This is a genomic window from Burkholderia sp. LMG 13014, assembly GCF_905232215.1.
Lineage (GTDB): Bacteria > Pseudomonadota > Gammaproteobacteria > Burkholderiales > Burkholderiaceae > Burkholderia.
The window spans coordinates 1-23,214 of the sequence record NZ_CAJNKE010000049.1; the positions used below are offsets into that span (position 1 = coordinate 1).

Below are 23,214 nucleotides of genomic sequence, written 5' to 3' on the forward strand. Positions count from 1 at the left end.
ACGCCTGCCGGCGCAGCGCTCGGCAGCCTGTCCGGTGAACTGGTGGTGGAGAAGGCGTAAATGAGCTTGTTCGATACGATCAACGCGGGCGGGTCCCAGCTTCTCGGCTTCGCGTGGCCGACGGTGTGGGCAGTCGTGCGCATCCTCGTCGTCTCCGTCGTCATCCTGCTGTGCGTCGCGTACCTGATTCTGTGGGAACGCAAGCTGATCGGCTGGATGCACGTGCGTCTCGGTCCGAACCGCGTCGGCCCCGGCGGCCTGCTGCAGCCGATCGCCGACGTGCTGAAGCTGCTGCTGAAGGAAGTCATTCAGCCGAGCGCAGCCAGCCGCTGGCTGTACCTGATCGCGCCGGTGATGACCGTCGTGCCGGCGTTCGCCGTGTGGGCCGTGATCCCGTTCCAGGCCGAAGCGGTCCTCGCGAACGTGAACGCGGGCCTGCTGTACGCGATGGCGATCTCGTCGATCGGCGTGTACGCGGTGATTCTCGCGGGCTGGGCATCGAACTCGAAGTACGCGTTCCTCGGCGCGATGCGCGCCGCGGCACAGATGGTGTCGTACGAAATCTCGATGGGCTTCGCGCTGGTGCTGGTGCTGATGACGGCCGGCAGCCTGAACCTGTCGGAAATCGTCGGTTCGCAGCAGCACGGCTTCTTCGCCGGCCACGGCGTGAACTTCCTGTCGTGGAACTGGCTGCCGCTGCTGCCGGCGTTCGTCGTGTACTTCATCTCGGGCATCGCCGAAACGAACCGTCACCCGTTCGACGTGGTGGAAGGGGAGTCGGAAATCGTCGCGGGTCACATGATCGATTACTCGGGTATGGCGTTCGCGCTGTTCTTCCTCGCCGAGTACATCAACATGATCGTGATCTCGGCGCTGACTGCGACGCTGTTCCTCGGCGGCTGGGATGCACCGTTCGAATTCCTGTCGTTCATTCCGGGCATCTTCTGGCTGGTGCTGAAGATATTCGCGCTGCTGTCGGTGTTCATCTGGGTTCGCGCGACGTTCCCGCGTTTCCGTTACGACCAGATCATGCGCTTGGGCTGGAAGGTGTTCCTGCCCGTCACGGTGGTCTGGGTGGTCGTGGTCGGCTTCTGGATGATGTCGCCGCTCAACATCTGGGTGAAGTAATCGGACGAAATCATGAGCGCAATCCAACACTTCTTTAAGACCTTCTTCCTGACCGAGCTGCTGCAGGGGCTCGCGCTGACCGGCCGTTACACGTTCAAGCGCAAGGTCACCGTGCAGTTCCCGGAAGAAAAGACGCCGATCTCGCCGCGTTTCCGCGGGCTGCATGCGCTGCGCCGCTACGAAAACGGCGAAGAGCGCTGCATCGCGTGCAAGCTGTGCGAGGCCGTGTGCCCCGCGATGGCGATCACGATCGAATCGGAAACGCGTGCGGACAACACGCGCCGCACGACGCGCTACGACATCGACCTGACGAAATGCATCTTCTGCGGTTTCTGTGAAGAGAGCTGCCCGGTCGATTCGATCGTCGAGACGCAGATTCTCGAGTACCACGGCGAAAAGCGCGGCGACCTGTATTTCACGAAGGAAATGCTGCTCGCGGTGGGCGATCGCTACGAGAAGGACATCGCCGCGGCGAAGGCTGCCGACGCGCCGTATCGTTGATTGTGTTTGCAGTGCCGGCCCGAAGTACGGGCCGAGCCGCCGCGACGGGTGCGGCTCGCAAGAGCGTCCCGCAAGCCGCGCCTGACTATGGCCTAACGATGAACCGGTAATCATGGAATTCACGACCGTACTGTTCTACATCTTCGCGCTGCTCCTGGTGGTATCAGGGCTGAAGGTGATCACTTCGCGCAACCCGGTGGCGTCTGCGCTTTTCCTTGTGCTGGCGTTCTTCAACGCCGCCGCGATCTGGATGCTGCTGGAAGCGGAGTTCCTCGCGATCCTGCTGGTGCTGGTGTACGTGGGCGCCGTGATGGTGCTGTTCCTGTTCGTCGTGATGATGCTGGACATCAACATCGACTACCTGCGCCGCGACTTCAAGCGCTTCGTCCCGATGGCGACCGTGGTCGGCGCGATCATCGTGATCGAAACCGCGCTGATCCTGTGGCGCGGTTACGGCGACACGCAGACGGTGCACGCGATGGCGACGGGCGAGATGGCCAACTGGTCGAACACGCGCCTGATCGGCAAGGTGATCTACACCGACTACATCTTCGCGTTTGAAATCGCCGGCCTCGTGCTGCTGGTCGCGATCATTGCCGCAATCGGGCTGACCGAGCGCAAGGGCAAGGACAGCAAGCGCCAGCGCGTGTCGGATCAGGTCAAGGTGCGCCGCAACGACCGCGTGCGCCTCGTGAAGATGGAAGCGGAAAAGCCGCAGCCGGAAACGGCGCAGAGCGAAGCCGGTTCGGGCACCAACGGCTAAGCGGAGGAAAAGAAAACATGCTGACTCTTGCTCATTACCTCGTGCTCGGCGCGATCCTCTTTGCGATCGCGATCGTCGGGATTTTCCTGAACCGCCGCAACATCATCATCATCCTGATGTCGATCGAACTGATGCTGCTGGCGGTGAACACCAACTTCGTCGCGTTTTCGCACTACCTCGGCGATATTCACGGCCAGATCTTCGTGTTCTTCGTGCTGACGGTCGCCGCAGCGGAAGCCGCGATCGGCCTCGCGATTCTGGTGACCCTGTTCCGTAAGCTCGACACGATCAATGTCGAGGATCTCGATCAGCTCAAAGGTTAATTTCAGGCAACGCTGTTATGTCAACGACACTCAATGAAAACCTGCTGCTGGCGATTCCGCTCGCTCCGCTGGCCGGCTCGCTGATTGCGGGGCTGTTCGGGAACGCAGTCGGGCGCAAGGGCGCACACCGGATCACGATCCTCGGCGTAATGATCGCGTTCCTCCTGTCGGCGAAAGTCTTCTTCGACGTGATGGGCGGCGCAAGCTTCAACGCGACCGTCTACGAATGGATGAACGTCGGCTCGCTGAAGCTCGAAATCGGCTTCCTCGTCGATTCGCTGACCGCGATGATGATGGTCGTCGTGACCTTCGTCTCGCTGATGGTGCACGTGTACACGATCGGCTACATGGCGGAAGAAGACGGCTACCAGCGCTTCTTCTCGTACATCTCGCTGTTCACGTTCTCGATGCTGATGCTCGTGATGAGCAACAACTTCCTGCAGCTGTTCTTCGGCTGGGAAGCGGTGGGTCTGGTGTCGTACCTGCTGATCGGCTTCTACTTCACGCGTGAGAGCGCGATCTACGCGAACATGAAGGCGTTCCTCGTGAACCGCGTGGGCGACTTCGGCTTCCTGCTCGGCATCGGCCTGCTGCTCGCATTCGCCGGCTCGATGAACTACGGCGAAGTGTTCGCGAAGCGCGCAGAGCTTGCGAGCCTGCACTTCCCGGGCACCGACTGGGGCCTGCTGACCGTTGCCTGTATCTGCCTGTTCATCGGCGCGATGGGTAAGTCGGCACAGTTCCCGCTGCACGTGTGGCTGCCGGACTCGATGGAAGGCCCGACCCCGATCTCCGCGCTGATTCACGCGGCGACGATGGTGACCGCCGGCATCTTCATGGTGTCGCGCATGTCGCCGCTGTTCGAGCTGTCGGACACCGCGCTGTCGTTCATCACGGTGATCGGCGCGATCACGGCGCTCTTCATGGGCTTCCTCGGCATCGTCCAGAACGACATCAAGCGCGTGGTCGCGTATTCGACGCTGTCGCAGCTCGGCTACATGACCGTCGCGCTCGGCGTGTCCGCTTACCCGGTCGCCGTGTTCCACCTGATGACGCACGCGTTCTTCAAGGCACTGCTGTTCCTCGGCGCCGGTTCGGTCATCATGGGCATGCACCACGACCAGGACATGCGCAACATGGGTGGCCTGCGCAAGTACATGCCGATCACGTGGATCACGTCGCTCGTCGGTTCGCTCGCGCTGATCGGTACGCCGTTCTTCTCGGGCTTCTACTCGAAGGACTCGATCATCGACGCGGTGAAGCTGTCTCACCTGCCGGGTTCGGGCTTCGCGTACTTCGCGGTCGTCGCGAGCGTGTTCGTCACGGCGCTGTACTCGTTCCGCATGTACTTCCTGGTGTTCCACGGCGAAGAGCGCTTCCGCAAGCCGAAGCATCCGGAATCGCCGATGGGCATGGCGGCTGCGCACGGTCATGACGACCACGGCCATGGCCACGGTCATGACGACCACGCGCACGAACCGCACGAGACCCCGTGGGTCGTGTGGGTCCCGCTGGTCCTGCTGGCGATCCCGTCGGTGGTGATCGGTGCGTTCGCGATCTATCCGATGCTGTACGGCAACTTCTTCGAGCACGGCGTCGCGTTCGACAAGGTGATCTACATTGGCGCGAATCACCCGGCGCTCGAGGAGATGGGCCACGAGTTCACCAACTGGGTGGGCATGGGTCTGCACTCGATTTCGGGCCTGCCGGTCTGGCTCGCACTCGCCGGTGTCGTTGTCGCGTGGTTCCTGTACCTGAAGCGTCCGGAACTGCCGGCGTCGATCCGCCGCGCGTTCGGCCCGATCTACACGCTGCTGGACAACAAGTACTACATGGACAAGATCAACGAAGTGGTGTTCGCCCGTGGTTCGGTGGCGATCGGCCGCGGCCTGTGGAAGGAGGGTGACGTCGTGGTGATCGACGGCCTCGTCAACGGCAGCGCCCGGTTCATCGGCTGGTTCGCCGGCGTGATCCGCTTCCTCCAATCCGGTTACATCTATCACTACGCGTTCGCCATGATCATCGGCATGCTGGGGCTCCTGACCCTGTTTGTAACGCTCGGCGGCAAATAAGGCGGGGGACAACTTAATGCACGCTTTTCCGATTCTCAGTACCGCGATCTGGTTGCCGATCGTTTTCGGCCTCCTCGTGCTTGCGGTGGGTAACGACAAAAATCCGGGGACGGCCCGCTGGATCGCGCTGATCGGTTCGCTGCTCGGCCTGGCGGTCACGATCCCGCTGATCACGGGCTTCGATTCGAGCACGGCTGCGCTGCAGTTCGTCGAGAAGTCGACCTGGATCGAACGCTTCGACATCGCGTATCACCTCGGCGTCGACGGCATCTCGATGTGGTTCGTCGTGCTGACCGCGCTGATCACGGTGATCGTCGTGATCGCCGCATGGGAAGTGATCACCGAGAACGTCGCGCAGTACCTCGCGGCGTTCCTGATCCTGTCCGGGATCATGATCGGCGTATTCTCGGCGGCCGACGGCCTGCTGTTCTACGTGTTCTTCGAAGCGACCCTGATCCCGATGTACATCATCATCGGCGTGTGGGGTGGCCCGAACCGCGTGTATGCGGCATTCAAGTTCTTCCTGTACACGCTGGCCGGCTCGCTGCTGATGCTGGTCGCGCTGATCTACCTGTACACGGAAACGCACTCGTTCGACCTCGCGACGTGGCAGAACGCCAAGATCGCGATGACGCCGCAGATACTGTTGTTCATTGCCTTCTTCCTCGCATTCGCGGTGAAGGTGCCGATGTGGCCGGTCCACACCTGGCTGCCGGATGCGCACGTGGAAGCGCCGACGGGCGGCTCGGTCGTGCTGGCTGCGATCATGCTGAAGCTCGGCGCATACGGTTTCCTGCGCTTCTCGCTGCCGATCACGCCTGACGCGAGCCACTTCCTGGCTCCCGTCGTGATCACGCTGTCGCTGATCGCGGTGATCTACATCGGCCTCGTCGCGATGGTGCAGTCCGACATGAAGAAGCTGGTCGCGTATTCGTCGATCGCGCACATGGGCTTCGTCACGCTCGGCTTCTTCATCTTCAACCAGCTCGGCGTCGAAGGCGCGATCATCCAGATGATCTCGCACGGCTTCGTGTCGGGCGCGATGTTCCTCTGCATCGGCGTGCTGTACGACCGCGTGCACTCGCGCCAGATCGCCGATTACGGTGGCGTCGTCAACGTGATGCCGAAGTTCGCGGCCTTCGCAATGCTGTTCTCGATGGCCAACTGCGGCCTGCCGGGTACGTCGGGTTTCGTCGGCGAGTTCATGGTGATTCTCGCTGCCGTCCAGTACAACTTCTGGATCGCATTCGGCGCGGCATTCACGCTGATCCTCGGCGCGGCTTACACGCTGTGGATGTACAAGCGCGTGTACTTCGGCGCGGTTGCGAACGATCACGTTGCCAAGCTGAAGGACATCGGCCGTCGCGAATTCGTGATGCTGGCCGTACTCGCCGCGTTCACGATGCTGATGGGCCTGTATCCGAAGCCTTTCACCGACGTGATGCACGTTTCCGTGGAAAACCTCCTCTCCCACGTCGCGCAGTCGAAGCTGCCGCTGGCCCAGTAATCGCGAGCGGAGGAACTCAAGATCATGAACGCTCCTATGAATGTCCTGTTGCCTGACGCGCTGGTGATGGCCGCCATCGTCGTCGCATGGCTGAACGACACCTTTACCGGTGCTTCCGGCCGCCGCCTGACTTATCTGATCGCGGTCGTATCGTCGGTCGTCGCCGGCGTGTGGTTCGCGGTGCAGGCACTCGACCCGCAGCAGTACTACTTCTTCTCGAAGATGATCGTCGTCGACTCGTTCGCGAGCATGATGAAGGCGGTCGTGTCGTTCGGTTTCGCGGTCTCGCTCGTCTATTCGCGCAAGTACCTCGAAGATCGCGACATGTTCCGCGGCGACGTGTTCCTGCTCGGCATGTTCTCGCTGCTCGGTCAGCTGGTCATGGTGTCGGGCAACAACTTCCTGACGCTGTACCTCGGTCTCGAACTGATGTCGCTGTCGCTGTACGCCGTCATCGCGCTGCGCCGCGACGCCGCGCAGTCGAGCGAAGCCGCGATGAAGTATTACGTGCTGGGCGCGCTCGCGTCGGGCTTCGTGCTGTACGGCATCTCGATGCTCTACGGCGCGACCGGCTCGCTCGAGCTGGGCGAGGTGTACAAGGCGGTCGGCGGCAACACCGATGCAGCCGTGCTGATGTTCGGCGTGGTCTTCATCGTCGCCGGTATCGCGTTCAAGCTCGGCGCCGTGCCGTTCCACATGTGGGTGCCGGACGTCTATCAAGGCGCACCGACCGCGATGACGCTGTTCGTCGGCGGCGGCCCGAAGGTTGCCGCGTTCGCGTGGGGCCTGCGTTTCCTGGTGATGGGCCTGCTGCCGCTCGCACAGAACTGGCAGACCGCGCTCGTGATCCTCGCTGCGCTGTCGCTGATCGTCGGTAACATCACCGGTATCGTCCAGCGCAACATCAAGCGGATGCTCGCGTACTCGGCGATCTCGAACATGGGCTTCGTGCTGCTCGGCCTGCTCGCGGGCATCGTGAAGGGCGACGCGGCGGCACCGGCGAACGCATACAGCTCGGCGATGTTCTACGCGATCGTCTACCTGATCACGACGCTCGGCTCGTTCGGTGTGGTGATGCTGCTCGCACGCCGCGATTTCGAAGCCGAAACGATCGACGACTTCAAGGGCCTCAACAAGCGCAGCCCGGTGTTCGCGTTCGTGATGATGGTCATGATGTTCTCGCTGGCGGGCATCCCGCCGACCGTCGGCTTCTACGCGAAGCTCGCCGTGCTCGAGGCGACCGTCAACGCGGGCCTTACGTGGCTGGCCGTGCTGGCCGTGATCACGTCGCTGTTCGGCGCGTTCTACTACCTGCGCATCGTGAAGCTGATGTACTTCGATGCACCGCAGGATGCGACGCCGATCACGGGCGATTTCTGCAAGCGCACGATCCTCGTGCTGAACGGCCTCGCGGTCGTCGTGCTGGGCCTGATCCCGAGCCCGCTGCTGACGGCCTGCCTGCAGGCAATTCGTCACACGCTGCCGCTGTAATGTCGGCAGCCGGCTGGTTTATCGTGCTGTTGGCGCTCGTCTGCGCCAACCTGCCGTTCCTGAACCAACGTCTCTTCGCCGTCGTGCCGTTCGGCACGGCGAAGAAGAGCGGGTGGGTGCGGATCGGCGAGCTGATCGTGCTGTACTTCATCGTCGGCGCGCTCGGCTTCTGGCTCGAGTCGCGCGCCGGCAACCGCTTCGAACAGGGCTGGCAGTTCTACGCGATCACGTTCAGTTTGTTCGTCGTGTTCGCGTTTCCCGGCTTCACGTTCCAGTATCTCGTCAAACGACGCTGACGGCTTCGGCCGTCGCGCTCATTCCCGGAGCCGCCGATGGCCGAACTACCCAATCACGACGCCGCACTGACCGAAACCTGCCTCGAAAGCGAGTCGATCTTCGACGGCTCGTTCCTCAAGCTCAAGCGCGATACCGTCCGTCTGCCTGACGGCAAGAAGGCCACGCGCGAATACGTCCAGCATCCGGGCGCGGTGATGGTGATCCCGCTGTTCGACGACGGCCGCGTGCTGATGGAAAGCCAGTATCGCTACCCGATCGGCAAGGTGATGGCCGAATTCCCGGCCGGCAAGCTGGATCCGAACGAAGGCGCGCTCGCATGCGCGGTGCGCGAACTGCGCGAAGAAACGGGTTACACCGCACGCGAGTACGTGTTCCTGGCCCGGATTCACCCGATCATTTCCTATTCGACCGAATTCATCGACCTGTACCTCGCGCGCGGGCTGACGGCCGGCGAGCGCAAGCTCGATGAAGGCGAATTCCTCGAGACCTTCACCGCGACGCAGGCCGATCTGCAGGAATGGGTGCGCACGGGCCAGATCTCCGACGTGAAGACGATCATCGGCACGATGTGGCTCGACAAGGTGCTGTCCGGCACGTGGCCGCTCGGGCCGGTCCTGACGCCCTGAGCGCGGCGTCAGCGGCGGGTGGGGCGCAGCGTTACAATCCTGTGACGCGACGCCTCCGCGTCGCGCGATCAGTATTTAGCACGATCGTTCACAAAAGCGTTTTTTGCGCTACACTCGTCACACGCCCTGATTCAGCATGAAGGTCCTCGATTTACAGTGCCCGCACGGTCATCGGTTCGAAGGCTGGTTCGCTTCCGCCGATGAATTCGAAGCGCAGTTGTCCCGCAAGCTGGTCGAATGCCCGGTGTGCGGAACGACCGAGGTCAACCGTCTGCCGTCGGCGCCGCGCCTGAACCTGTCGGGCGCGACGCAGGCACAGCCGGCCGATCCGCGTGCACTGCAGGCGCAGGTGATGCGTGCGCTGCGCGAGGTGCTGGAGAAAACCGAGAATGTGGGCGAGCGCTTCGCCGAGGAAGCGCGGCGCATCCATTACAACGAGGCGCCGGCACGCAGCATCCGTGGCGTCACGACGCCCGAAGATGTGCAATCCTTGGCCGAAGAAGGCATCGACGTGATGCCGCTGCCGATTCCTGCCGCGCTGAAAGAACCGCTGCAATAGCGTATGCAGTGAGTCTTTGTCGGGCCGGACGGCTGCGGACAGGAGACACTGCGCATGGATCTGGATTATTCCCCCGCCGACGACGCGTTCCGCGTCGACGTCCGCGCCTGGCTTGAGGCAAACCTGCCTCACGCACTGCGCGCCAAGGTACTCGATCACAAACGGCTCGACCGCGACGATTTCGCGAGCTGGCACCGGATTCTCGGCCAGCGCGGCTGGTCCGCGCCCGCGTGGCCGGTTGAATATGGCGGCCCGGGCTGGAACGCGACGCAACGACACATCTGGGACGAGGAGTGCGCGCGGATCGGTGCGCCGACCGTGCTGCCGTTCGGCGTATCGATGGTCGCGCCGGTGTTGATGAAATACGGCAGCGAAGCGCAGAAACGTCATTATTTGCCGCGCATTCTCGACGGCTCGGACTGGTGGTGCCAGGGCTACTCGGAGCCGGGTTCGGGATCCGACCTCGCATCGTTGCGCACGCGTGCCGAGCGCCAGGGCGACCATTACGTCGTCAATGGCCAGAAGACCTGGACGACGCTCGGCCAGTACGCCGACATGATGTTCTGCCTCGTGCGCACCGATCCGGCCGCGAAGAAACAGGAGGGCATCTCGTTCCTGCTGATCGACATGAAGACGCCCGGCATCACGGTGCGCCCGATCGTCATGCTCGACGAGGACCACGAGGTCAACGAGGTGTTCCTCGAGGACGTGAAAGTGCCGGTCGAGAATCTCGTCGGCGACGAGAATCGCGGCTGGACCTACGCCAAATACCTGCTTGGCCACGAGCGCACCGGTATCGCACGCGTCGGCGCGTCGAAGCGCGAGCTCGCGTTCCTGAAGCGCGTGGCGTCGAACCAGCGCAAGAACGGCAAGCCGTTGCTTGCCGATCCCGTGTTCGCCGCGAAGGTCGCGGCGCTCGAGGTCGAGCTGATGGCGCTCGAAGTGACGGTGCTGCGCGTCGTCAGCCGCGAGACGAGCGGCAAGGGGCCGGGCCCCGAGGCGTCGATGCTGAAGATCAAGGGCACGGAAGTGCAGCAGGCGCTCACCGAGCTGATGGTCGATGCGATCGGCCCGCTCGCCGCACCGTTCGACGTGCCGTTCCTCGACGGCCAGCGCGAGCACAGCATCGCGGGCGACGACGATGCGGCACCGCTTGCCGCGTACTACTTCAATTACCGGAAGACGTCGATCTACGGCGGTTCGAACGAGATCCAGAAGAACATCATCGCGCAGATGATTCTGGGGCTGTGATCAGGGAACGGAGACAACCATGGATTTCAGCTTTACCGATGAGCAGCAGCAGTTTGCCGACGCGCTGCGCCGTTATCTCGGCGAGCAATACGGTTTCGAAGCGCGCCAGGCGATCGTGCGCAGCGACGCGGGCGTGTCGGACACGCAATGGAGCGCGTTCGCCGAGCTGGGGCTGACCGCGCTGCCCGTTCCGGATGCACAGGGCGGTTTCGGCGGCGGCCCCGTCGACATGCTGGTCGTGATGCAGGAGCTCGGCCGCGCGCTCGTGATCGAGCCGTACTGGGCAACGGCGGTGGGTGTCGAAGCCTTGCGCATCGCCGGCTCCGGCGACGGTGAAGATGCCGCGCTGCTGGAGGCGGTCGCGCAGGGACAGAAACGTGTGGCGGTCGCGTTCCACGAACCGCATGCGCGCTACGACCTGTTCGAACTCGACACGCATGCGCGCGAGCAGGGCGGCACGTACCGGCTGACCGGCACGAAGTCGGTCGTTCAGCATGGCGCACAGGCGGATGCGTGGATCGTGCCCGCGCGCGTCGACGGCGGCAGCATCGGCCTCTTCGTCGTCGAACGGGATGCCGCGAATGCGAAGGTGGTCGACTACCGGACGATCGACGGCCAGCGTGCCGCGACGATCGAGTTCAACGAAACACCGGCACGACTGCTGACGGGCGGTGCGCGCGACGCGGCTGCCCTCGAGCAGGTTGCCGATTACGCGACGTTCCTGCTGTGCGCGGAAGCGGTCGGTACGCTCGACGAACTGAATCGTGCGACGGTCGAATACACGAAGACGCGTGAACAGTTCGGCATGCCGATCGCGCGCTTCCAGGCGCTGCAGCACCGGATGGTCGACATGCTGATCCATGCCGAGCAGGCGCGTTCGCTGACTTACCTTGCTGCCGTACGCTACGCGAGCGGCGATGCCGATGCGCGGCGCAAGGCCGTGTCGGCCGCGAAGGCGCGTGTCGGCGCCGCCGCGCGCTTCGTCGGCCAGCAGGCCGTTCAACTGCACGGCGGCATGGGCGTGACCAACGAGGTCGCCGCTGCGCACCTGTTCAAGCGGCTGACGATCATCGAGACGACGCTCGGCGACACCGATCATCATCTTGCCCGTATCGCGGCGCTGCCCGATTTCGCGCAGGCCGACGCGGCGTGACGGCGACGCGCGAGCGCGCCAGACAAGGAGACACCTAGTGGGTATCAGTTACGAAGACCTGGTGGTCGGCAGTACCACCGAAGTGGGCCGCTACACATTCGAACCCGACGACATCAAGGCGTTCGCGCAACGCTACGACCCGCAGCCGTTCCATCTCGACGAAGAGGCCGGGAAGGCATCGCATTTCGGCGGGCTCGTCGCGAGCGGCTGGCATACGTGTTCGGTGTTCATGAGCTTGCTCATCAAGAAGCTCGGCCAGGACTCGACCAGCATGGGGTCGCCGGGCATCGATTCGATTCGCTGGCTCAAGCCGGTGCGCGCCGGTGACACGATCACGATGTATCAGAAAGTCCACGACAAGCGCGTGTCGGAGAGCAAGCCCGACCGCGGCATCGTGTCGACGGAATGGGTCGGCGTGAACGGCGCCGGCGAGACGGTGATCACCGTGCATACCAAGGTGATCTTCGGGCTGCGCCATCCGGGAGGCACGCACGCATGACCGACGTGACCTTGCCGCTGATCGCATCGGCACCGGCGCTGCAGGCGCGTGTCGGTGCAGAGCCGCTCGCGAGCGGCTGGATCGCGATCGACCAGCGTCGTGTCGATGGCTTTGCCGATGCGACCGGCGATCATCAATGGATTCACGTCGATCCCGAACGCGCGCAGCGCGAGTCGCCGTTCGGCGGTCCGATCGCGCACGGGTTCCTGACGCTGTCGCTGATTCCGGCGTTGATGGCCGACGCGATGCGTTTCGAGCAGAAGATGGGCGTGAACTACGGACTGAACCGCGTGAGGTTCCTGAAGCCGGTGCCGGTCGGTGCGCGTGTGCGTGCGCTGTTTGCGGTCAAGGAAACCGCCGAGGCCGCGAAAGGCGGTGTGCAGGTGACGTGGTCGGTGACGATGCAGGTCGAGAGTCCCGATGCGCCGCTGCCTGTCTGCGCGGCGGAATTCATCACGCTGCATTACTTCTGACGCGGGGAGCGGCATCCACGGCTGCCGCTCCGCTCGTCACATGCGTGTCAGTGCTTCGCGTATTGCGTCGCACCGAACAGCACCTCGCGTGCCTTGTCGTCCTGCAGCGCCTTGCGCATCGAGGCGAGCACTTCGACGCCGCGCTGCACGGCCGGTCGCGCAGCGATCGCCTCGTGCCAGCGCTTCACGTTCGGCAATTCGTCGAGCACGATGCCCTGGTTCTGCCACGAGCGCGTCCACGGGAACGTCGCAATGTCCGCGATCGTGTACGCGTCGCCTGCGAGATATTCGGATTCGCCGAGACGCTTGTCCATCACGTTGTATAGCCGCTTCGCCTCGTTCGTGTAGCGGTTGACCGCATACTCGATCTTCTCCGGTGCATACAGGCGGAAGTGGTGCGCCTGCCCGAGCATCGGGCCGACACCACCCATCTGGAACATCAGCCATTCGAGCGTCGCATAGCGCGCGGCCGGATCGGTCGGCAGGAACTTGCCGGTCTTCTCTGCGAGGTAGATCAGGATCGCGCCCGATTCGAACAGCGAGATCGGCTGGCCGCCGGGGCCGTCCGGATCGACGATCGCGGGGATCTTGTTGTTCGGGCTGATCTTCAGGAAGTCCGGCTTGAACTGGTCGCCTGCACCGATATCGACCGGATGGGCACGATAAGCGAGGCCCGTTTCCTCGAGCATGATGTGCACCTTGTGGCCGTTCGGGGTCGCCCAGCTATAGACGTCGATCATCGTGAACTCCTTGGTTGCATGCGCGAAAACGGCGCCGGCAGCGCCGCGACAGGCGGTCATTAGAGCATGGATCGATGCGGGTTGCTGGCGACGGAACCGTGCGCGCCGATGGGTATGCGCAGTCGTGCGCGCGCGTCGAACTGCATGGTGTCGGGGGCGATCGCGTGTCGTCGAGATGGGGGGCGTCGCCGTGCAGCATCGGGTCGATGCGGTGGCGACGCATCCATTCGAAAGCGGGCGCGACGGTTCAGCGTTTGTAGCGGGGTTGGCGCTTCTCGAGAAATGCGGTGATGCCTTCGAGCCCGTCCGCATGATGCAGCGATGCGACGAAATGGTCGCGCTCGGTGCCGAGATGCGCGTCGAGCGGCTGCATCGTTGCGTCGTCGAGCAGCGACTTGATGCGCGTGAGTGCGTTCGGCGAGATGCCGGCGAGCGCATCGGCCCAGGCGAGCGCGTCGGTCAGTGCCGCGCCGGGCACGGCGAGCCGGTTGACGACACCGAGCGTGTGCAGACGCTCGGCTGCGACAGGCTTGCCTTCGAACAGGATCTCGGCCGCGATCGCACGCGGCAGTGCGCGCGCGATGAACCACGAACCGCCCCCGTCGGGCGTCAGGCCGACACGCGCGTACGACATCACGAACTTCGCATCGTGCGCGGCGACGATCAGGTCGCACGCGAGCGCGAGCGAAAAACCCGCGCCGGCCGCGGCGCCTTCGACCGCCGCGATCACCGGCTTCGTCGAAGCGTGGATCGCCGTTACCCATGCAGCGAGCTGATCGATGCTGTCGGCCTGGTAGGACGGATCCTTCGAACGGTTGTCGAGCAGCCGGTTCAGGTTGCCGCCCGCGCAGAAGAAGCGATCGGCGCCGGTGAGCACGACTGCGCGAATCCCGGGATCGCGTTCGGCGGTGGCGAGCGCTTCGATGCCGGCCGCGTACATGTCGGGATGCAGCGCGTTGCGTGCGCCGGGATTGGATAGCGTGAGGACGAGCGTCGATTCGCTCTCGGGCGGACGCGAGGCCAGCAGTTCAGCACTCATGCGGCGTGTCTCCATCGGATGGCGGGGCTGCGGCGGCGGGTGCATCGCGCGTGCTGATGCGGCCGATGCCGTAGCAGATGTATTGTTGTCGTGACGGACGTAAAAGTTGCTTTAGACTAGCACGAACGTGCTTTTCAGCGCGACGAATCCCGACGCGGCCGGCACCGTTGCGGCCGCGTTCCAGCAACGAAGGAGACTCCGATGCTACAGCTGTGCGGTATTCCGTTGTCCAACTATTACAACAAGGTGAAGTTCGTCCTGCTCGAACACGACATTCCGTTCGAGGAGTCGGCGTGCGGTTTGCCGATCAGCGATCCGGCCCAGCTCGCCGATTCGCCGCTCGGCAAGATTCCGTTCCTGAAAACCGAGGAAGGTGCGCTGTTCGAGTCGCAGGTGATCGTCGAGTACCTGGCGGCACGCTATCCCGAGAAGGGCATTTTCCCGGCGAGCCCGTTCGCGGCTGCGAAGGTGCGCGAACTGGTCGAGACGCTCGAACTGTATCTCGAATGGATGGCGCGCGAGGTCTATACCGAAGCGTTTTTCGGCGGCAAGGTCAGCGACGGGATGAAGGCGCACGTCGAGAAGCGCCTGCCGCGCGCGATCGATGCGTTCAAGCAGATGACGCAGTTTTCGCCGTATGTGCTCGGCGAGTCGTTCAGCCTCGCGGACATCGCCGCGTCGATCCATCTGCCGGTCATCGGTATGGCGACGAAGGCCGTGTTCGGACGTGACTTCCTGCTCGATGCGGGCATCGACTGGAAGGCTCATGCGAAGCAGGTCGGCGAGCGGCCTGCTGCACAGCGCGTGGCGGCCGATCGGAAGGCCTATATCGAAGCGACGAGCGGCGCGCGTTCGTAAAGCGCGGGGCCGGCGGGGCGGCGCGCCGCCGCCCGTGCGGGATTTACAGGCGGGCGAGCCGCTCGAGCGCGGACTCGAGCGTGCTTTCCTGCTTCGCGAAGCAGAATCGGACGACGCCCGATTCGTGCGGCTCGTGATAAAACGCCGACACCGGAATGGCGGCCACGCCGATCTCCGACGTGAGCCACTTCGAGAATTCCGCTTCCGGCAGGTCGCTGATCGCCGAATAATCGACGCACTGGAAGTACGTACCGGTGCAGGGCAGCAGCTTGAAGCGCGTGCGCTCGAGGCCGGCCCGGAAGAAGTCACGCTTGTTCTGGTAGAAGTCGGCAAGCGTCAGGTACGGCGCCGGGTCGCGCAGGTAGTCGGCGAGCCCGATCTGCATCGGCGTATTCACCGTGAACACGTTGAACTGGTGGACCTTGCGGAATTCCGCGGTCAGCGCGGCAGGCGCTGCGACATAGCCGACCTTCCAGCCCGTCACGTGATAAGTCTTGCCGAAGCTCGACACGATGAAGCTGCGTGCGGCGAGTTCCGGATAGCGTGCGACGCTTTCGTGGCGCGCGCCGTCATAGACCATGTGTTCGTAGACCTCGTCGGACAGGATCAGCACGTTGGTGCCGCGCACGATCTCCTCGAGCTTGCGCATGTCCGCCTCGCGCCACACGGTACCCGTCGGGTTATGCGGCGTGTTGATCAGGATCATGCGCGTTTTCGGCGTGATGGCGGCTGCCAGACGGTCGAACGGAATCGCGTAGTCGGGCGCTTCCAGCGTGACGAACACGGGCTTGCCGCCCGCGAGTTCGATCGACGGCAGGTAGCTGTCATAGGTCGGTTCGACGACGATCACTTCATCACCCGGATGCACCGTGCACATGATCGCGGTCAGCAACGCCTGCGTCGCGCCGGCCGTCACGGTGATTTCGGTCGCCGGATCGTAGCGCCGGCCATAGACCTGCGCGATCTTGTCCGCGATCGCGTCGCGCAGCGGCGCGACACCGGCCATCGGCGGATACTGGTTGTGCCCGTTGCGCATCGCGGCGGCAACCGCATCGACGATGCGCGGATCGCAGTCGAAATCCGGAAAGCCCTGGCCGAGGTTCACCGCGCCTTTTTCGGCGGCAAGCGCGCTCATGACCGTGAAGATCGTCGTACCGACGTTCGGCAGGCGCGAGGGGAAAACGGGAGTCGTTGGCATGTCTGAAGGAGCGTTCATCGATACGGTCGAAAGCGGGTGGTGGTACGTGCGTCAGGCCGGCGTGGCGTCGAGCGCGCAGGCCTCGGCAAAGGGGGCCGGCTGCGCGATCCGGAAGCCGAAGTCGCGTGCGGTGCGCTTGGCGAGCTTCAGCAGCGCGCGGTCTTTCGACACGAGCCACTCGGCCTGGGCGGCGCGGGCGAGTTCAAGAAACTTCTGGTCGTCGCGGTCCTTGCACTTCGGCAAGGGCGGCGCGTCGGCGTCGATGGCCGGCGGCTCGACGAGGCTCGCCAGGCGGGCGACGGTCGCGAGCGCGGCCGCCTTGTCGATCGCGCGAGACTGGAACTGAGGATAGTCGAGCACATACTCGAGTTCAGTCAGGCAGCGGCCGTCGATCACGGCGGCCAGCGTGCCGCGTTCGAGCGCGGCACGGATCGGGCGTGTAGCAGGGTCGTCGAATACGAGGATGTCGATCCAGACGTTCGAGTCGAGCACGACGCGATGTGCGGCATGCGGGGCGAGAGATCGGGGCATTCGTTACAATCGGTGGTTTTCGTCTGACCGCAAGGCACGGCGTGCCAGCGAGCCTCTATGATAATCGTTCTCTCTCCAGCCAAATCCCTCGACTACGATACGCCCGCACACGTCCAGTCTTACACGAAGCCTGCATTCGTCGACGACGCGTCGGAACTGATCGACGGCCTGCGCAAGCTGTCGCCGCAGGACATCGCGACGCTGATGGATATCTCCGACCCGCTCGCACGCCTGAATTTCCAGCGCTACGCGGACTGGTCGCCGACCTTCACGCCGGCCAACGCGAAGCAGGCCGTGCTCGCGTTCAACGGCGACGTATATGAAGGATTCGACGCCAAATCGCTGTCGTCCGCCGATCTCGACTATGCGCAGCAGCATGTGCGCGTGTTGTCGGGCCTGTACGGGCTGTTGCGTCCGCTCGACCTGCTGCAGCCGTACCGTCTCGAGATGGGGACGCGCTTCGCGAACGCGCGCGGCAAGGATCTGTACGCGTTCTGGGGCGATCGCATCACGCGGGCGCTGAACGAACAGCTCGAAACGCGTAGCGGTGCGGCGCGCGTGCTGGTCAACTGCGCGTCGACCGAATACTTCAAGTCGGTCAAGCCGAAACTGCTGGCCGCGCCCGTCATCACGCCGGTGTTCGAGGACTGGAAGGGCGGCCGCTACAAGATCATCAGCTTCCATGCGAAGCGTGCGCGCGGCCTGATGGCGCGTTTTATCGTCGAGAACCGTATTACCGACCCGAAGGCGCTGAAGGATTTCGCGACGGAAGGCTATGCGTTCGATGCGGCTGCGTCGAACGATTCGACTTACGTATATCGCCGGCGCGTCGGCGAGTGACCCTGTCGGCCGTTCACGAGACGGCCGGCGCATGCATGAGGCCGGGCAGGCGCTACACCGCCCGTTCCGGTCGCCCAAGGAGAGACAGATGGCCCTTTCGATCACCAGCAATTTCGACGCAGGCGCAATCGACGTCGTGTCGTGCGACAGTCCCGATGCGATTCGGCTGCGCGTGCGTGGCGACAACCGCTCGGAATTCGCGCAATGGTTTTACTACCGCTTGACCGGCGCGCGCGGCGAGCGCTGCGTGATGACGTTCGAGAATGCTGCCGAATGCGCGTATCCGTCGGGCTGGCGCAATTACAGCGCGGTGGCGAGCTATGACCGGGTCGACTGGTTCCGTGTGCCGACGACGTTCGACGGCAAGACGATGACCATCGACCATACGCCGGAATTCGACAGCATCTACTACGCGTATTTCGAGCCGTACTCGGAAGAGCGTCACGCGGCATTTCTCGGCGCGGTTCAACAGTTGCCGCAGGCGAGCGTCGTCGAACTCGGCCGTACGGTCGAAGGCCGTCCGATGTCGCTGCTGACGCTCGGTACGCCGGAAACCGACGGCACGCCGAAGAAGAAGGTGTGGATCATCGCGCGCCAGCATCCCGGCGAGTCGATGGCCGAGTGGTTCGTCGAAGGCCTCGTCAAGCGGTTGGCCGGTTGGGGCGACTGGGCAGGCGATCCGGTCGCGCGCAAGCTGTACGATCGCGTGACGTTCCACATCGTTCCGAACATGAACCCGGATGGCAGCGTGCATGGCAACCTGCGCACCAATGCGGCAGGCGCGAACCTGAACCGCGAGTGGATGGCGCCCGATGCCGAGCGCAGCCCCGAGGTGCTGGCTGTGCGCGACGCGATCCATGCGATCGGCTGCGACATGTTCTTCGACATTCACGGCGACGAGGATCTGCCGTACGTGTTCGTTGCCGGGTCGGAGATGTTGCCGAGCTTTACCGAGCAGCAGGGCAAGGAGCAGACCGCATTCATCGACGCGTTCAAGGTCGCGAGCCCCGACTTCCAGACAGAGCACGGCTATGCGGCGAGCAAATACAAGGAGGACGCGCTCAAGCTCGCGTCGAAGTACGTCGGCCACCAGTTCGGCTGCCTGTCGCTGACGCTCGAGATGCCGTTCAAGGACAACGCGAACCTGCCCGACGAACGAGTCGGCTGGAACGGCGAGCGCAGTGCGGCGCTTGGCGCAGCGATGCTGGCGGCGATCCTCGTGCACGTCGACACGTTCGCATAAGCGTAGCGTCGCCGTACGAAAAAAGCCGGGGCATCCTGAGATGCCCCGGCTTTTTTACTGCTGTCGATGTTGCTACGCCGTATCAGGACTTCTTCGCGGCTTTCTTCTTCACGACCTTCTTCTGGCCGCTCGACTTTTTCGTTGCGACGGCCTTCTTGCTGCCGGTGCGGCTCGATGCCTTGACCTTGCCTCGGTGCGACTTGCCCTTGAATTTCTTCGTCGAGGACGAGGAGCGCTCGACGCGCGGCTTCAGCGGCGGAACCGGGTCGTTCCAGCTGAACGCGAGCATTTGCTGACCGACATAGCCGCATCGGAACTTCAGTGGTGTCGGGTCACTGCCATCGTTGTGGATGCCGAGTCCGTCGACAGTGACGATATTGTCGACCTTCACGCGCTGCTTGCCCTGGTCGAACGAGTCGTTCCACGGCGTGATCGTCGCGTTGCCGCTGTCGAATGCGTTCGGCGCGAAGTCGACGCGGTCGAAGGCCGACGACGTACTGGCGATGAAGCTGCCGTGCGCCGCACAATCGGCGGCGAGCGGATCGGCATGCATTTCGTTGACGAATTTGTTGATCAGTTCGGAGCGCTGGTCGAGCAGGTCGGCGAATGCCGGTGTCGGAAGCGCAAGCGACAGGCCCGCAATACAGGCTGCCAGCTTGCCGAGCGCCCGGAAAATCCGGAGCGACGCAGGAGAGCTGTCCATCTGGTTATTGGTGAGGAGCGAATGAGACATCGGGCACGTATAGATGTCCGATGAAGAACCGGAGTTCAATCTTAGCGTAAAAAAGTTGTGCGGCAGTAGATGTCGCATTCTGCCGCAACGCATGAGGTACCGCTGGTACGGGATGACGGTACCGTTGCCGGTGGGTCATTCAGGCGCGCGGGCCGCCGAGGCGATAGCGCCGGACGTCGAAGGTCGTGACCCAGGCGGGGCGATAGACGGCGATGAGTGCCGTCGCCATGCCGGTGAACCACGCTTCTCCGAGTGCGAGCAGCGCAGTGTTCAGCAGGTAGCCGGCCGGAATCACGACGGGCACGCCATCCGCGAGTGCGAGCTGGACCCCGGCCGCGGCAGCGGCGACCGCGATGATCGCGATGGCCGGCGACAGGAATCCCTGGCCCGTGATGAACGACGCGAGATTGTGTGGCAACCATGCGAGCGCGGCGCGCTGCAGCAATGCCGACACCGCGACCGGCAGTGCGCCGTAAATCAGATAGGTCAGGCCAATGCCCTGCCAAGGCGCGTCGAAGATGATCGCGGCAACCGCCGTGATGGCGCCCATCGCGATCAGTGCGAGTGTCCAGTCGAACAGTGTGACGAGCAGTGTCGCGCCAAGCAGATGCATGACGATGCCATCTTCGAGCCACGCATTCGAGGCCCAGAGGACTGCAATGGCGGTGACGAGCGCGAGCCACACGTGCTGGAGCGTGGCGTCCTGCAGGCGCACGAAGGGACGATTCCAGATCGCGAGCGCGAGCAGGGCCACGGCGGCGATCCAGCCACCGATGCCAACCCAGAGCGGAAGCGGTGTGAAAAGAAAACCCATGCGTCCATATTACTCGTTGAGCATCAAAGGTGGGAATCCGCACACGCCGACCGTCGCAATATCGAGACTGTTTGGCTAGCGTTCGCGTCGGAACCGCGCTGGTGGCTCGGCGGCGATCGGCAGGTCCTGCGCGCTATCGATCGATGCCGGCACCGGGTACGGGCGGTCATGCTGTTGCGGACGCAGCGGAACCGGGCCGTGTTCGCCGACGGGCGGCTTGCGCGTGCGACTGCGGTTCGCCAGCAGCACCTCGAGGTGGGGCGACAGCCAGCCGTTGTAGATCGCGACCGCGGCGGCGCGATTGGCGGCACCAAGCTGCTGGAAGATGCTGGCGAGATGGATCTTGACGGTGCCTTCGCTGATGCCGAGCGTGCGAGCGATCATCTTGTTCGTGCTGCCCATGTGGACGAAGCGCATGATCTGCGCTTGCCGCGGCGACAAGAGACCGCTCGGCGGGCGGCGGGGAATCGATCCGGCGAGCGTCTGGAAATGGGCATCGTAGCGCGCCGCAGCGGTGGAAGGCAGCAGGCGTAGCGCGATCGGCGGGATGTAGTGCCCGCCCAGCAGCACGATCTCGAGCGCACGCACGATCAGGTGCGGCCGCGTGGAATGTGGAATCACGCCGGCAACACCGTAGTTGAAGAAGCGCTGGATGGCTTCCGGCGATGTTTCGTCGACCAGGACGGCGACGGGTGTCGGCGAGCACGCGCTGCAGAGCGCCTGAAGCTCGCTGAGTCGGCCGACGTCGAGCCAGTCGATCGCGACGAGGTCGAAACGCTGGTTGCGCAGCAGCCTGCGCGCCTGGAAGCTGTCGGGCGCATCGTTGATGCTGGCGTGACGGTCGATCTGTCGCAACAGGGCCTTCAGTCCGTCACGCCGCTCGGCGTCTGAATTGAGTATCAGGAACCGCATATTCAACCTCCGTAATGTGAGCCATTGATCTGCCGTCTGGCATGCCTTGGGTCTGATGATGACAAAGACCTTACACGATGTCTGCTTGGCTGAAAGGCTTAGGAAAAGTATGAAATTTCGGGCGGCGGGATGGCGGACAAGTAAAAAGCCGCTCCGGCGGGAACCGTGAGCGGCTTCAGGCGGGCAGGCCGTCAGGGCCTGCTGTGCTGCGGGTCAGTGGAAGTGCGGCTGGGCGGGTGACGCGTCTTCCGGCATTTCCGCGTGGACGATTTCGCCGAGCGGATCCGCGTAGAGCGGCACGCCGCAGTCATCGCAATATTCGGGCTCGAAGCGGCCCGCGTGCCGCCGGACGTCGGTTACACCGCATTCCTTCAGCAGGCTCACGATTTCCTCAAGCGGCCCTTCGATCGGTGCTTCGCCTTCGAGCGTCGCGCTGTCGATCGACACGTCGCCGTTTTCACGGCCGTAGAGCGGCCATACGACGCCGTAGATTACGTCGTTGCTGGCACGTCGCGTGAAGCCGACACGATACTCGTCGATACGGCGTTCGCCGAAGCCGGCGACTACCGCACGCAGCTCTTGCGGTGCCGCACCAAGTGTGTCGAAAAGATAACGAATGGCGGTTCTCACGGTGTGCGGACGCACGCGTTCGTCCGCATCCCGGCAGGCCGAATAGTACGCGTCCGGAAGCAGGCATTCGAACTCGCAGCCGGGCAGGGCGATCGACAGGTTCGGGCCGCCCTGGGCCGTCCATTGCTCGAGGCACTGGCCACGTTCGATTCGGCTGCCGCCTTCTTCTTCCTGCCAGCGGAACAGCGGTGCGCCGGCGGGCGCAGCGACGACCGCGAGCAGGAAGCGCGGGTCGGCCAGGATCGGCGAGGTTTCCGGCAGGTCGCCGAAGCTGAGCTTGGGCGTGTGCTGGCTGATCGCCGCATGCGCGAGCTGCTGGGCCAGCCGGTAGGTCTCGACGTGGTGCCGCGGCAACTGGTCGATGCTGTAGAGGAACGGAGCAAGCCCGACGAGGGTGCCGTTCGCCAGGACGTGAGCCTGCAGGTGCGTTCGCAGCGCGTCGGCGACGTCACCCTTGAGCGGGCCCGACGGAATCATGTAGCGCGTCCATGCGAGAACCGGGACGGCGACCAGCAGCGCGTCGAACGGTTGGCCGTCGTGCTCGATCACCATCGACTCGCTGTGCGTCTCGGCCATGTCGGCGAGTGCGCCATAGGCATCGGGGTGATTCTGCTGAAGATGGTCGAGCGCTGCGTCGAGCGTGGTCTGGTTGCCGTTGCGGACAATCTTGGCGAGCAGCGCGTCGAGCTTCGCTTCCCAGAAGCGATCCTCGATACGGCTGCCCGAGGCGAAGAGCGCAAGCGACAGACCGACCAGTTTGTCGGCATCGGGGGGGAGGCGTTTGGCGATTCGCTGGCGCATATTAAAGACGTATATAGAAAGAGGCGAAGAGCCTCACATTCTAGTCCGTTCTTTGCACCATAAGCGGTCTCGTGCCGACGCATGGCCGGCCGGCCCGGATTGCAGCTTTTGTAAAAAAGTTGCTTCAAACCCCTTGCGCGAATGTCGCAAGCTCCCTACAATCACGCCTCTTTCGCGCTAACGGAAACGCGGCGCGGGAGAGGGAAGCAGGGTTGGCGGTGTGCTGCAGTCT

At 63.7% G+C, this 23,214-nt stretch carries 25 protein-coding genes; 17 read left to right on the forward strand and 8 right to left on the reverse strand.

Annotated features, from left to right (window positions below; all coding sequences use genetic code 11):
• The first annotated feature begins 60 nt into the window (after window positions 1-60).
• The 14 genes from nuoH to JYJ84_RS09065 all read left to right on the forward strand — a co-directional run bounded on the left by nuoH (window position 61) and on the right by JYJ84_RS09065 (window position 12,643).
• Complete coding sequence (gene nuoH / locus JYJ84_RS09000; protein ID WP_122945895.1) at window positions 61-1,128, forward strand: NADH-quinone oxidoreductase subunit NuoH; 1,068 nt, start codon at window positions 61-63, stop codon at window positions 1,126-1,128.
• 12 nt (window positions 1,129-1,140) lie between these two features.
• Window positions 1,141-1,629, forward strand: a complete 489-nt coding sequence (gene nuoI / locus JYJ84_RS09005; RefSeq protein WP_011352695.1) for an NADH-quinone oxidoreductase subunit NuoI — start codon at window positions 1,141-1,143, stop codon at window positions 1,627-1,629.
• 112 nt (window positions 1,630-1,741) lie between these two features.
• The gene (locus JYJ84_RS09010) at window positions 1,742-2,392 is read left to right on the forward strand and encodes an NADH-quinone oxidoreductase subunit J (RefSeq protein ID WP_046544750.1); all 651 of its coding nucleotides are present in this window, start codon (window positions 1,742-1,744) and stop codon (window positions 2,390-2,392) included.
• Between the two features lie 17 nt (window positions 2,393-2,409).
• Window positions 2,410-2,715 (forward strand): NADH-quinone oxidoreductase subunit NuoK, encoded by a 306-nt coding sequence (gene nuoK / locus JYJ84_RS09015; protein WP_122945894.1) that lies wholly within the window; start codon window positions 2,410-2,412, stop codon window positions 2,713-2,715.
• A 17-nt stretch (window positions 2,716-2,732) separates the two neighbouring features.
• Window positions 2,733-4,787 (forward strand): NADH-quinone oxidoreductase subunit L, encoded by a 2,055-nt coding sequence (nuoL, locus tag JYJ84_RS09020; RefSeq protein WP_122945893.1) that lies wholly within the window; start codon window positions 2,733-2,735, stop codon window positions 4,785-4,787.
• 16 nt (window positions 4,788-4,803) lie between these two features.
• A complete protein-coding gene (locus JYJ84_RS09025) occupies window positions 4,804-6,294 on the forward strand; it encodes an NADH-quinone oxidoreductase subunit M (RefSeq protein ID WP_069248465.1) in 1,491 nt (496 codons plus the stop codon).
• Between the two features lie 36 nt (window positions 6,295-6,330).
• A complete protein-coding gene (nuoN, locus tag JYJ84_RS09030) occupies window positions 6,331-7,785 on the forward strand; it encodes an NADH-quinone oxidoreductase subunit NuoN (RefSeq protein ID WP_174961694.1) in 1,455 nt (484 codons plus the stop codon).
• Complete coding sequence (locus tag JYJ84_RS09035; RefSeq protein WP_046544751.1) at window positions 7,785-8,081, forward strand: DUF2818 family protein; 297 nt, start codon at window positions 7,785-7,787, stop codon at window positions 8,079-8,081. The genes nuoN and JYJ84_RS09035 overlap by 1 nt, the downstream gene beginning before the upstream one ends.
• Window positions 8,082-8,117: 36 nt before the next feature.
• Window positions 8,118-8,708 (forward strand): NUDIX domain-containing protein, encoded by a 591-nt coding sequence (locus JYJ84_RS09040; protein ID WP_122945891.1) that lies wholly within the window; start codon window positions 8,118-8,120, stop codon window positions 8,706-8,708.
• A 136-nt stretch (window positions 8,709-8,844) separates the two neighbouring features.
• Window positions 8,845-9,267, forward strand: coding sequence for a DUF1178 family protein (locus JYJ84_RS09045; protein WP_122945890.1), 423 nt, complete (start codon window positions 8,845-8,847; stop codon window positions 9,265-9,267).
• Between the two features lie 54 nt (window positions 9,268-9,321).
• Entirely contained in the window at window positions 9,322-10,518 is a 1,197-nt protein-coding gene (locus tag JYJ84_RS09050) for an acyl-CoA dehydrogenase family protein (protein ID WP_122945889.1), read from the forward strand.
• A gap of 19 nt (window positions 10,519-10,537) precedes the next feature.
• On the forward strand, window positions 10,538-11,671 hold the full coding sequence (locus JYJ84_RS09055; RefSeq protein ID WP_122945888.1) for an acyl-CoA dehydrogenase family protein: 1,134 nt from the start codon (window positions 10,538-10,540) through the stop codon (window positions 11,669-11,671).
• A 37-nt stretch (window positions 11,672-11,708) separates the two neighbouring features.
• The gene (locus JYJ84_RS09060; RefSeq protein ID WP_122945887.1) at window positions 11,709-12,170 is read left to right on the forward strand and encodes a MaoC family dehydratase; all 462 of its coding nucleotides are present in this window, start codon (window positions 11,709-11,711) and stop codon (window positions 12,168-12,170) included.
• The gene (locus tag JYJ84_RS09065; protein ID WP_122945886.1) at window positions 12,167-12,643 is read left to right on the forward strand and encodes a MaoC family dehydratase; all 477 of its coding nucleotides are present in this window, start codon (window positions 12,167-12,169) and stop codon (window positions 12,641-12,643) included. Before JYJ84_RS09060 ends, JYJ84_RS09065 begins: the two co-directional genes overlap by 4 nt.
• A gap of 47 nt (window positions 12,644-12,690) precedes the next feature.
• On the opposite strand, the gene JYJ84_RS09070 is transcribed toward JYJ84_RS09065, so the two are convergent.
• Both JYJ84_RS09070 and JYJ84_RS09075 read right to left on the reverse strand, forming a co-directional pair.
• Window positions 12,691-13,383, reverse strand: a complete 693-nt coding sequence (locus JYJ84_RS09070; RefSeq protein WP_089426624.1) for a glutathione binding-like protein — start codon at window positions 13,381-13,383, stop codon at window positions 12,691-12,693.
• A 247-nt stretch (window positions 13,384-13,630) separates the two neighbouring features.
• Window positions 13,631-14,422, reverse strand: a complete 792-nt coding sequence (locus JYJ84_RS09075) for an oxepin-CoA hydrolase, alternative type (RefSeq protein ID WP_043188799.1) — start codon at window positions 14,420-14,422, stop codon at window positions 13,631-13,633.
• Window positions 14,423-14,623: 201 nt separating this feature from the next.
• Between JYJ84_RS09075 and JYJ84_RS09080 the strand changes: the two genes are divergently transcribed.
• Window positions 14,624-15,280 (forward strand): glutathione S-transferase, encoded by a 657-nt coding sequence (locus tag JYJ84_RS09080; protein WP_122945885.1) that lies wholly within the window; start codon window positions 14,624-14,626, stop codon window positions 15,278-15,280.
• A 43-nt stretch (window positions 15,281-15,323) separates the two neighbouring features.
• Here JYJ84_RS09080 and JYJ84_RS09085 read toward each other — a convergent pair whose 3' ends face one another.
• Together JYJ84_RS09085 and JYJ84_RS09090 are read right to left on the reverse strand one after the other, a co-directional pair.
• Window positions 15,324-16,496, reverse strand: coding sequence for a pyridoxal phosphate-dependent aminotransferase (locus JYJ84_RS09085; protein ID WP_175223065.1), 1,173 nt, complete (start codon window positions 16,494-16,496; stop codon window positions 15,324-15,326).
• Window positions 16,497-16,529: 33 nt separating this feature from the next.
• Window positions 16,530-17,009, reverse strand: coding sequence for a putative toxin-antitoxin system toxin component, PIN family (locus JYJ84_RS09090; RefSeq protein ID WP_122945883.1), 480 nt, complete (start codon window positions 17,007-17,009; stop codon window positions 16,530-16,532).
• A gap of 57 nt (window positions 17,010-17,066) precedes the next feature.
• Between JYJ84_RS09090 and yaaA the strand changes: the two genes are divergently transcribed.
• Window positions 17,067-17,849 carry a peroxide stress protein YaaA gene (gene yaaA / locus JYJ84_RS09095; RefSeq protein WP_043188790.1) on the forward strand — a complete coding sequence of 261 codons (783 nt, stop codon included), beginning with the start codon at window positions 17,067-17,069 and terminating at the stop codon, window positions 17,847-17,849.
• An 88-nt stretch (window positions 17,850-17,937) separates the two neighbouring features.
• On the forward strand, window positions 17,938-19,092 hold the full coding sequence (locus JYJ84_RS09100) for a M14-type cytosolic carboxypeptidase (RefSeq protein WP_122945882.1): 1,155 nt from the start codon (window positions 17,938-17,940) through the stop codon (window positions 19,090-19,092).
• 82 nt (window positions 19,093-19,174) lie between these two features.
• Here the strand turns inward: JYJ84_RS09100 and JYJ84_RS09105 are convergent, their stop codons facing one another.
• The 4 genes from JYJ84_RS09105 to JYJ84_RS09120 form a co-directional block, all read right to left on the reverse strand.
• Window positions 19,175-19,825, reverse strand: a complete 651-nt coding sequence (locus JYJ84_RS09105; RefSeq protein ID WP_122945881.1) for a BspC domain-containing protein — start codon at window positions 19,823-19,825, stop codon at window positions 19,175-19,177.
• A gap of 139 nt (window positions 19,826-19,964) precedes the next feature.
• Window positions 19,965-20,639, reverse strand: a complete 675-nt coding sequence (locus JYJ84_RS09110; protein WP_043188781.1) for an energy-coupling factor ABC transporter permease — start codon at window positions 20,637-20,639, stop codon at window positions 19,965-19,967.
• A gap of 75 nt (window positions 20,640-20,714) precedes the next feature.
• Window positions 20,715-21,551 (reverse strand): response regulator transcription factor, encoded by an 837-nt coding sequence (locus tag JYJ84_RS09115; protein WP_122945880.1) that lies wholly within the window; start codon window positions 21,549-21,551, stop codon window positions 20,715-20,717.
• A 213-nt stretch (window positions 21,552-21,764) separates the two neighbouring features.
• Window positions 21,765-22,982, reverse strand: a complete 1,218-nt coding sequence (locus tag JYJ84_RS09120; RefSeq protein ID WP_043188777.1) for a DUF2863 family protein — start codon at window positions 22,980-22,982, stop codon at window positions 21,765-21,767.
• Window positions 22,983-23,214: the final 232 nt, after the last annotated feature.